The sequence below is a fragment of the Streptomyces sp. NPDC049577 genome (assembly GCF_040675635.1).
Taxonomy (GTDB): domain Bacteria; phylum Actinomycetota; class Actinomycetes; order Streptomycetales; family Streptomycetaceae; genus Streptomyces.
Window position 1 is genome coordinate 1 of record NZ_JBFAPH010000264.1, and the last position, 8598, is coordinate 8598.

Genomic DNA, 8598 nt, shown 5'->3' on the forward strand with positions numbered 1-8598 from the left:
GCCCGATCACTGCCAGGCGGGCCGGGCCGGCCCCGGCGACCGTCACCCGTCCTTCCGGCCAGCTGCCCAGCAGCCACGGACGGCCGGAGGCGTGCTCGATCGTCTGCGGGGCCAGGGGACGCAGAGCCCGCGCCGCGGTGAGGCCCGCCTCGCCGTCGGGGAGCACGACGAACCAGGCCCGGCCCCACCGGCCCGGGGGCTCGTGGATCCCCTGGTGTCCCACGGGAGATCTCCTCTCCGGCGTTTCCGTGCGGGGCGCGGACGCGTGCCGCACGCCGGAGATGCCCGGGCGTCAATGCGCTAAGCCGGGCGGCCGAATTCTTCACTCCTGAGGATGGAAAGACGGATGGGAAGGAAAGCGTATGAGCTGATTCCGTTTCAGCCGTGCGGTGCGGGTGCCGGTGCGGGTGTGGCCGCCGGGGCCGGGGCCGGTGCAGGAGTGGGCAGCGGTGCCGGTGGGGTGGCCTGGGGCGGGGCCGACGGGTTGGTCGCCAGGCCCAGGGCGTAGGCGGGGTACCACTGCCCGGCCGGCGGGGCGCCCCGGCAGGTGCCGTCGGACTCGCCCGGCCGCTTGATCCATACGTAGGCGTCGATGTGCTCGTCGCCCGTGACCGTGGTGGGCGGCGTGCCCAGGGCGCGGCCCGGGGGGTTGCACCAGGACTCGGCCCCGGCCTTGCCGTCCGTCTGGGTCTGCGGCAGGGGGCCGTTGCCGTTGCGGCTGGTGTCGACGATGTAGTGCTTGCCGCCCAGCAGCGCGGAGAGCCGGCCGCCGTACTCGCGGGTGACGGATGTGCTGTGGAAGTTGGAGACGTTCAGGGCGAAGCCGTCGGCCTGGTCGATGCCGGCCCGCTTCAGCGCGGTGGCCAGCTTCTGCTGGTCGGAGATCCAGCCGGCGTTGCCGGCGTCGATGTAGACCGCCGCGCCCGGGTGGGCCTTGAACGTCCGTACCGCCTCGGCCAGCAGGGCCAGCCGCTCGTCGGCGGCCTGTGCGGGGACGCAGCCGGAGGCCCACTGGGCGATGGCGTCGGGTTCGAGCACGATCCACGCGCGCCGGTCGCCGATCCCGGCGGCAGCGCGCGCCACCCAGTCGCGGTAGTGGGCCGCGTCCGGGGCGCCCCCGGAGGAGTACTGGCCGCAGTCGCGGTGCGGGATGTTGTAGGCCACCAGCAGCGGGATGCGGCGTGCCCGTGCCGCCTCCCGGGTGATCCGTTCGACCTGCGGCCGCGGATCACGGTCGGTCAGCCAGATCGCCGTCGGCTGCCGGGCGATGCGCTCCAGCGCGGCGGCGTCCTCCTCGCGGCCCCGCTCCTGCCAGGTCCGCACCTGCCGCGCGGGCCGGGCCGCGGGCTCGGCCCAGAAGGGGGAGTCGGAGGCGCCGCCGGGATCGGTGGCGGCCGCGGGGCCGGCGCCGGCCGGCAGGCACACGGCGACGCCCGCGCAGGCCAGCGCGAGTGCCCGGCGCCGGGCCCCGGAGCAGGTGCGGTTCGTCCACGCGCCGGCCATGGGCGTCACCCTTCCACTGTCGTTCGGCCTGGCTTTCCCTCTTCCTTCCAGGCCGGAAGGGCGTCGTGTCGCCGGGTGGGCAGATCTGCGCCGTACGGGTGCGCCGGCTCCTCCGAAAAGGGGCACCGGAAGGGCTCAGGTGCCCAGGACCTCCCCGAGGTCGTAGCTCACCGGCTCCTCCAGCTGCGCGTAGGTGCACTGTTCCGGCTCCCGGTCGGGGCGCCAGCGGCGGAACTGGGCGGTGTGCCGGAAGCGGTCGCCCTGCATGTGGTCGTAGGCGACCTCGCAGACCCGCTCCGGGCGCAGCGGGGTCCACGACAGGTCCTTCTTGCCGGTCCACCGGCTGGGGCCGCCCGGCAGCCGGTCGGTGGCCTGGGCCTCGGCGCTGGCCCAGTCCTCCCAGGGGTGGCCCTCGGCGGAGGGCATGCGCAGCGGCTCCAGCTCGTCCATCAGCTCCGCGCGGCGGCGCATGGGGAAGGACGCGCAGACCCCTACGTGCTGGAGCCGCCCGGCCGCGTTGTACAGGCCCAGCAGCAGCGAGCCGACGACCGGGCCGCTCTTGTGGGGGCGCAGGCCCGCCACGACGCAGTCCGCGGTGCGTTCGTGCTTGACCTTGACCATGACCCGCTCGCCGGGCCGGTACGGCAGGCCGGGCGGTTTGGCGACGACGCCGTCCAGGCCCGCGCCCTCGAACTGCTCGAACCAGTGCCGGGCCACCTCCAGGTCGTAGGTGACGGGCGCGACGAACAACGGCGGCGCCGCCCCGGCCAGAGCGTCCGTCAGGGCCTCGCGGCGTTCGCGCTGGGGAACCCCGAGCAGGGACGCGTCACCGAGGGCGAGCAGATCGAAGGCGATGAGGCTCGCCGGGGTCACCTGGGCCAGATGGCGCACCCGGGAGTCGGCGGGGTGGATGCGCTCCAGCAGCGCGTCGAAGTCCAGGCGGCCCCCGCGCGCGATGACGATCTCGCCGTCCAGGACGCAGCGTTCGGGCAGCTGCCGGCGCAGCTCGGCCACCAGTTCGGGGAAGTAGCGGGTCAGCGGCTTGCCCGAGCGGCTGCCCAGCTCGATCTCGTCGCCGTCCCGGAACACCACGGCCCGGAAGCCGTCCCACTTGGCCTCGTACTGCATCCCGGGCGGAATGGCCGCCGCCGTCTTCGCCAGCATCGGGGCGACGGGGGGCATCACCGGAAGGTCCATGGTCCGGATTCTGCGGGGACGCCCGGCCCCGCGCCCGTCGACAGGCGCCGCCCGGACCCGCCGCCTAGCGTGGGCACATGGCAGAGACGCTGGAGCTCACCGTCGGCGAGCGAACGGTGCGCCTGTCCCACCCGGAGAAGGTGTACTTCCCCGAGCGCGGGTTCACCAAGTACGACCTCGCCCGCTACTACCTGAGTGTGGGCGACGGCATCGTCCGTGCGCTGCGCGACCGGCCGACGATGATGGAGCGGTATCCCGACGGTGTCGCGGGGGAGTCCTTCTTCCAGAAGAGGGCGCCGAAGAACCTGCCCGAATGGATCCCGACCGGCCGCATCTCCTTCCCCAGCGGCCGGTACGCGGACGAGATCTGCCCGGTGGACGCCGCGGCCGTCGTATGGGCCGCCAACCTCGGCTGTCTCACCTTCCATCCCTGGCCGGTGCGGCGCACCGACACGGACCACCCCGACGAGCTGCGCATCGACCTCGACCCGCAGCCCGGCACGCACTACGCGGACGCGGTGCGCGCCGCCCTGGAGCTGCGCGAGGTGCTCGCCGGTCTGGGGCTGACGGGCTGGCCCAAGACCTCCGGCGGGCGCGGGATGCACGTCTTCGTGCCCATCGTCCCCGAGTGGACCTTCGTGCAGGTGCGGCGCGCCGCCATCGCCGTCGCACGGGAGCTGGAGCGGCGGGCGCCGGAGCGGATCACCACCGCATGGTGGAAGGAGGAGCGCGGCGCCAAGGTCTTCGTCGACTACAACCAGACGGCCCGTGACCGCACCATCGCCAGCGCCTACTCCGTCCGCCCCCGCCCGCACGCGCCCGTGTCGGCGCCGCTGCGGTGGGAGGAGTTGCCCGGCGCGGTGCCCGAGGACTTCGACCTCGGCACCATGCCGGGCCGGTTCGCCGAGCTCGGCGACGTGCACGCCGGCATGGACGGGCACCCGTGCCGGCTGGAGGCCGCGCTGGAGCTCGCCGAGCGCGACGAGCGCGAGCACGGGCTCGGGGACCTGCCCTACCCGCCGGAGCACCCGAAGATGAAGGGCGAGCCGAAGCGGGTGCAGCCCAGCCGGGCCAAGAAGTGACGCGAGGTTGGCAATCTAGGTTTATATCGACATTTCCGGTGGAACTGGGGCAATGCGGTATCAACTTCGCACAGAGGAGAGCCCCACATGTCCAGGAAATTCGCGGTCCGCGGCAAGAAGCTCACGGCGGGCGTGATCGTCGCCGCCGCACTCGGCGGGTCCCTGCTGACCGCCGTGCCCGCCCAGGCGGCGGACCCGAACCCGAAGGTGCCCTCGGCCGTGCCCAGCGGCACGGTGGCCGCCCAGTCGGGCATCAACGAGCGCACGTACCCCAGCACCGACGCCTCGGTGCGCGGCGTGATCAAGCACCGCACCCAGATCGCGCTGCGCTGCAAGGTCCGCGGCCAGGACGTGGGTGGCAACTCGACCTGGTACATGCTGCGCGACCGCAGCACCTGGATCTCGGGCAAGTACCTCGAGAACCCGCCCGCCAACGTGCCGTTCTGCCGGTCCCTCAACCGCAGCGCCATGGACATGAGCACCGAGTCGCAGGCGGCGATGGGCTGACGCCGGGGCCGGCCGTGTCCGGGTCCCGTGGAGTGGCCACGACGGGACCCGGACCGGACCGCGGCACGAGCCGCGGCGAGCCCGCCGCACCCGGCCGGCGTCAGTCGGCGAGTACCAGGCCGTCCTTGCCGGCACCCCGGGAGAGGACGGCGGCACGGATCCGCTCCCGCGCATCGGCGAGGTCCGACCGCTCCGGCTGGTCGGCCACCGCCCGGTTGAGGTCGACCACCCGCAGCGGCGGCTTGAGATCCGTGAGCTGGGGCACGAACTCGGCCTTCACCACGGGCCAGCGCTGCCCCGCCCGCGGGGGCGGCGCGAACGTGAAGCGGGCGATGGAACTCCGGTTGCCCCGGGCGTCCGGAGCGCCGGCGGGGTTGAACATCTCGCCCGCGAGCTGATCGCCCATGCCGTAGACCACCCACGTGCCGTTGACCTTCTCGTAGGCCTGCGGCACGTGGTTGTGCGTCCCCAGGATCAGATCGACGTCGGGCCGGCCGCCGGTGGCCGCCGCGGTGAGCTCGCGCGCCAGGGTGAGCTGCTGGGCGTCGGGCTCCTGCTGCCACTCGGTGCCCCAGTGCAGACTGACCACGACGACGTCCGCGCCCGCCCGCCGGGCCGCCCGGGCATCGGCGAGGATGCGGTCCCGGTCCATGAGGTTGACCGCCCACGGCTGGTCGTGCGGCACGGGAATGCCGTTGGTGGCGTAGGTGTACGACAGATGGGCGAGCTTCGCCCGGCCCGCCGGCAGCAGGGTCACCCCGGCGCCCTCGGCGGCGGTGCGGGCCGAGCCGGCGTGCCGCAGGCCCGCCGCGTCCATCGCGTCCAGGGTGCGCCGCACCCCCGCGGGCCCGGCGTCCAGCGTGTGGTTGGAGGCGGTCGAGCAGGAGTCGTACCCGGTCTCCTTGAGCGCCTGCGCGATCTGGGGCGGCGAGACGAACAGGGGATAGCCGCTGAAGGGACCGTTCGCCTCGCCGTACACCGTTTCCATGTGACAGATCGCCACATCCGCGCCCGCGACGACGCCGCGCACCCCCGCCAGCATCGGACGGAAGTCGTACGCCGTCCCCGACCGCGCCCCGTCCTGGTGCGCCTGCCGGATGACCGCGTCGTGCGGGATCACGTCCCCGGTGGCCACCAGGGTGAAGCCGCCCGGGGCCGTGCGGGCCGCCTTCGCCGAACCGGACCGCGCCCGCTGCCGCTCCACGCCCGGCGGGGTGCACCCCGCGGTCAGTGCGGCCAGCACGCCCACCACCGCCACGGCGGTCCTGCGCCGGCGTTTCCGCATCTCCCGACTCCGCTTCCCTGGACGGACGGTGCACTCCTCATATGACTTATATGTGCATCCGTGCCGGATTTCGCGGAGACGGGGGCCGGATGGGGTGCGGGAACCGCGCGGAAGCGGTGGCGGCGCCGGCTTCGCGCAGGCTTCTTCCGGACCGGTCCGCCCGATGCCATCATGGGCCGGGGAGGAAGAGGACCGTGAACTGTACTCGCTGCGGCGCGCCCGTGATCCAGGGGTCGGACGGCGGCTGGTCGTGCAACAACTGCGGTGCCGCCGGGAAATAATGGACAGCTCCGACATCCCCCAGACGAATGCTGCCGCCATGCTCTGCAAAGACTGCCTGAACCCGGTGATCGAGGGTCCCGAGGGGGGGTATGTCTGCGGCCAGTGCTTCCACGTCGTCGAGCCCAACGGGTACGCCGAGCGGCGCGCCGAGGGGGTGAAGAAGGCAGCCGAGGAGCGCCGCATCCGCACCGAGGAACGCCGCGCCCGCTCACTGCCGCGCAAGCGCCACTGACGCGCCCGTGGCGTCCTCCTCCCCGCCTTCCCCGGCGTTACCGTCCTCGACTCCGGCCCCGGCGCCTACAGTTGCGTCACGTACGCGCACGTCGTGCAGGTACCGGCCGGAAGGACGAATCGCGTTGGACCACCCGATGCATGGTTGTGTTCTGCTGCTCGACGGCACTCCCGACCGGCGGCGCGGCACCCTGCCGAACCCCACCGCGCACGCCGTCGCGGGCGCCGGGCCCCGCGGCTTCCTCGCCGCCCGCTCGGCCGACGTGGTGCAACTGCCCGCCATGGCCGGTCCCCAGAGCGTGCTCGCCTACCTCCGGGACGCCGCCCGGGTGCCGGGCCCCCTGCTGGTGTGGGTCACCGGCCACCTGATGGTCCCCGCCCGCCGCAGCACCCAGCTCCACCTGGCGCTGCGCGAGAGCACCCCCGCCACCGTCCGCTACACGGGGTTGCCCTGGGAGTGGCTCACCGGCGTCCTGCGCGAACACGCCGGACCGACGCTGCTGATGGCCGACGTGGAGGCCGACGCGCACACCTGGCCGCACCTGGCCGCCGCAGCCGGTGACGGCCGGCTGTCCGGCGGGCTGACCCTGTGCGGCGTCGTCACGCCCACGCCCGACAAGCCGTCACCCGAGGCCGGCCCCTACACCCGGGCCTTCCTCACCGCCCTGTCCGTCGGCGACCCGCAAGCCGGTCCGGTCCTCGACCCCGGGCGGCTGCACCAGCTGGCCCTCACCCAGGCGATCCTGCCCGAAACTGCCCTGACCCTGGACCAGGGACCGCCCGTGCCCGTCCTCGCCAACCCGGCGGCACCCCCGCCGGCCCCCGGGCCCGCTCCGGCCCCCGGACCCGCCGCCCCCGCGGAGACGGCCCCGGCGCCCGGCGTCCCCGGGCCCGCCGCACCCGCCGACGACGACCCCCTGCCCCGCATCCTCGCCGCCGCCCACGCCGGGCGGCACAACGAGGCGGCCGCCATGGCCGCCGCCTGGGAGCAGCAGACGCTGCGACGGCACGGGCCGCACAGCCCCGAGGCCGCGCTGTGGGTCGAGGTCCGGGCCGACCTCGCACGGCTCGCGGGCGACCACCCCCGGGCCGCCGAACTCTGGATGTCCGCCGCCTCGCACCGCCTGGCCCGGGGCGGGCCCACGGACGCCGAGGCGGTCGCCGCGCTCAGGCGCGCGCACTACTGCTGGCAGCACAGCGGCGAACACACCCGCCGGCTCGCGCCCGCACTGCTCGCCCTGTGGGAACGCTTCCCGGACGGCGAGGGCGCCGCGGCAGCCGTCCGCGCCCGGCTGGAGGAGCAACCGCGCCCGGCCGTCCGCTGACGGCCGGCGGGCCCACGGCGCGTCAGTCCCGCCGCGTCGTCCACCAGCGGGCCTTGTACATGCCGCCGCGCAGCAGCGTGCGGCTGCCGTCCGGGTTGTAGAGCGTCAGCCGGGACGTGCACCAGGCGCAGGAGTGGCCCGGTTCCGGCCGGGCCACCAGGATCTGCCCGGTGCGCGGGTCGTCGCCGATGCTCTTGACCCCCGGCCCGTTGATCCGGGACTGCAGCGGATACGACACGAAGGCCCGTTGCGACGTCGAGAACTGGTACACCGCCGAGGCCGTCGTCACCCACAGCCGGCCCGGCGAGCTCATGACGGGCGCCAGATCGTGCCCGTCGCGCGTGGGCAGGGCGATCCGGTGCACGACGCTCAGCGCGGGGTCCTCGGGATCGCCGCCCACGCGCAGGCCCAGGAGCTGCCGGCTGCCCAGCGCCCACAGCAGCCGCGTCCCGGGATCCCAGTGCACACCGTGCGCCCCGGCCAGCGCCACCTGCGCGTGCCGGGTCACCCGGGAGCCGGCCGCCGCCGCGTACAGCCGCACGTACCCGCCCGTGCTCGCCGCCACGGCGACGTCGCCGTCGGGCAACAGGTCGATGCTGTGCGCGTTGCCCGTACCGGTGTCGGCCGCCCAGTACACCGACCGGTCCGGGTAGCCGATCACGGCCGCCAGCCCGCCCGAGGCCGTGGCCAGCAGATAGCGCCGCCCGTCCAGCTCCCGGAACTTCACCTCGCTGGGGTTCGTCCACGAGGTCCCGGGACCGAGATCGGCGAGTTCCTCGCCGTCGTCCGCGCTCCACGACCAGAGCACGCCGTCACCGCTGTCCGCGTCCCACCGCGCTTGATCGGGACTCAGTACGTAGACGGCACGCGTCGCCTGATCGGCCGTCACGATGGCCGAGGACGCCGCGAGCCGCCCGTATCCCGGAGGACGGGGCCGCGCGGCGCCGGGCGAACCGGCGGACACCACGACGACGACGGCCGCCAGCAGGGCGGCCCACAGACCTCTCACGTCAGCGCTCCCGCAGTCCAGGCACGCGGGGGCCTCCTCCCGGCCGCGCACGCAGCGCACAGCTTCGGCGAACCGCCGCCCGCCGCCCGCACGCCACGCCCGAATCCGCACCGCAGGTCGACCGAAAGGATGATTTACATGCGGTGCCCGCAGCGCGCCCGGCAGCGCGGGGAGCGT

8 protein-coding genes and 1 pseudogene are annotated in these 8598 nt (G+C 74.4%); 4 read left to right on the top strand and 5 right to left on the bottom strand.

From position 1 onward, the window contains the following. The 3 genes and pseudogenes from AB0K09_RS24615 to AB0K09_RS24625 all read right to left on the bottom strand — a co-directional run. Positions 1–223: pseudogene (locus tag AB0K09_RS24615) on the bottom strand (asparagine synthetase B family protein); the annotation flags it as partial. A 155-nt stretch (positions 224–378) separates the two neighbouring features. Further along, positions 379–1503, bottom strand: a complete 1125-nt coding sequence (locus tag AB0K09_RS24620; protein WP_366067548.1) for a glycoside hydrolase family 6 protein — start codon at positions 1501–1503, stop codon at positions 379–381. A gap of 135 nt (positions 1504–1638) precedes the next feature. Then, positions 1639–2700: an ATP-dependent DNA ligase gene (locus tag AB0K09_RS24625; RefSeq protein WP_366067549.1), complete on the bottom strand. Its 1062-nt coding sequence runs from the start codon at positions 2698–2700 to the stop codon at positions 1639–1641. Between the two features lie 77 nt (positions 2701–2777). Between AB0K09_RS24625 and ligD the strand changes: the two genes are divergently transcribed. Continuing rightward, positions 2778–3782 carry a non-homologous end-joining DNA ligase gene (gene ligD, locus AB0K09_RS24630; protein ID WP_366067550.1) on the top strand — a complete coding sequence of 335 codons (1005 nt, stop codon included), beginning with the start codon at positions 2778–2780 and terminating at the stop codon, positions 3780–3782. A gap of 87 nt (positions 3783–3869) precedes the next feature. After that, positions 3870–4289, top strand: a complete 420-nt coding sequence (locus AB0K09_RS24635) for an SH3 domain-containing protein (RefSeq protein WP_366067551.1) — start codon at positions 3870–3872, stop codon at positions 4287–4289. A gap of 100 nt (positions 4290–4389) precedes the next feature. On the opposite strand, the gene AB0K09_RS24640 is transcribed toward AB0K09_RS24635, so the two are convergent. Beyond that, positions 4390–5574, bottom strand: a complete 1185-nt coding sequence (locus AB0K09_RS24640) for a CapA family protein (RefSeq protein ID WP_366067552.1) — start codon at positions 5572–5574, stop codon at positions 4390–4392. A 319-nt stretch (positions 5575–5893) separates the two neighbouring features. Between AB0K09_RS24640 and AB0K09_RS24645 the strand changes: the two genes are divergently transcribed. Beyond that, entirely contained in the window at positions 5894–6088 is a 195-nt protein-coding gene (locus AB0K09_RS24645; RefSeq protein ID WP_366067553.1) for a hypothetical protein, read from the top strand. A 124-nt stretch (positions 6089–6212) separates the two neighbouring features. Continuing rightward, positions 6213–7412 (top strand): hypothetical protein, encoded by a 1200-nt coding sequence (locus AB0K09_RS24650; RefSeq protein ID WP_366067554.1) that lies wholly within the window; start codon positions 6213–6215, stop codon positions 7410–7412. A gap of 22 nt (positions 7413–7434) precedes the next feature. Here the strand turns inward: AB0K09_RS24650 and AB0K09_RS24655 are convergent, their stop codons facing one another. After that, a complete protein-coding gene (locus AB0K09_RS24655; protein ID WP_366067555.1) occupies positions 7435–8421 on the bottom strand; it encodes a DUF6528 family protein in 987 nt (328 codons plus the stop codon). Positions 8422–8598: the final 177 nt, after the last annotated feature.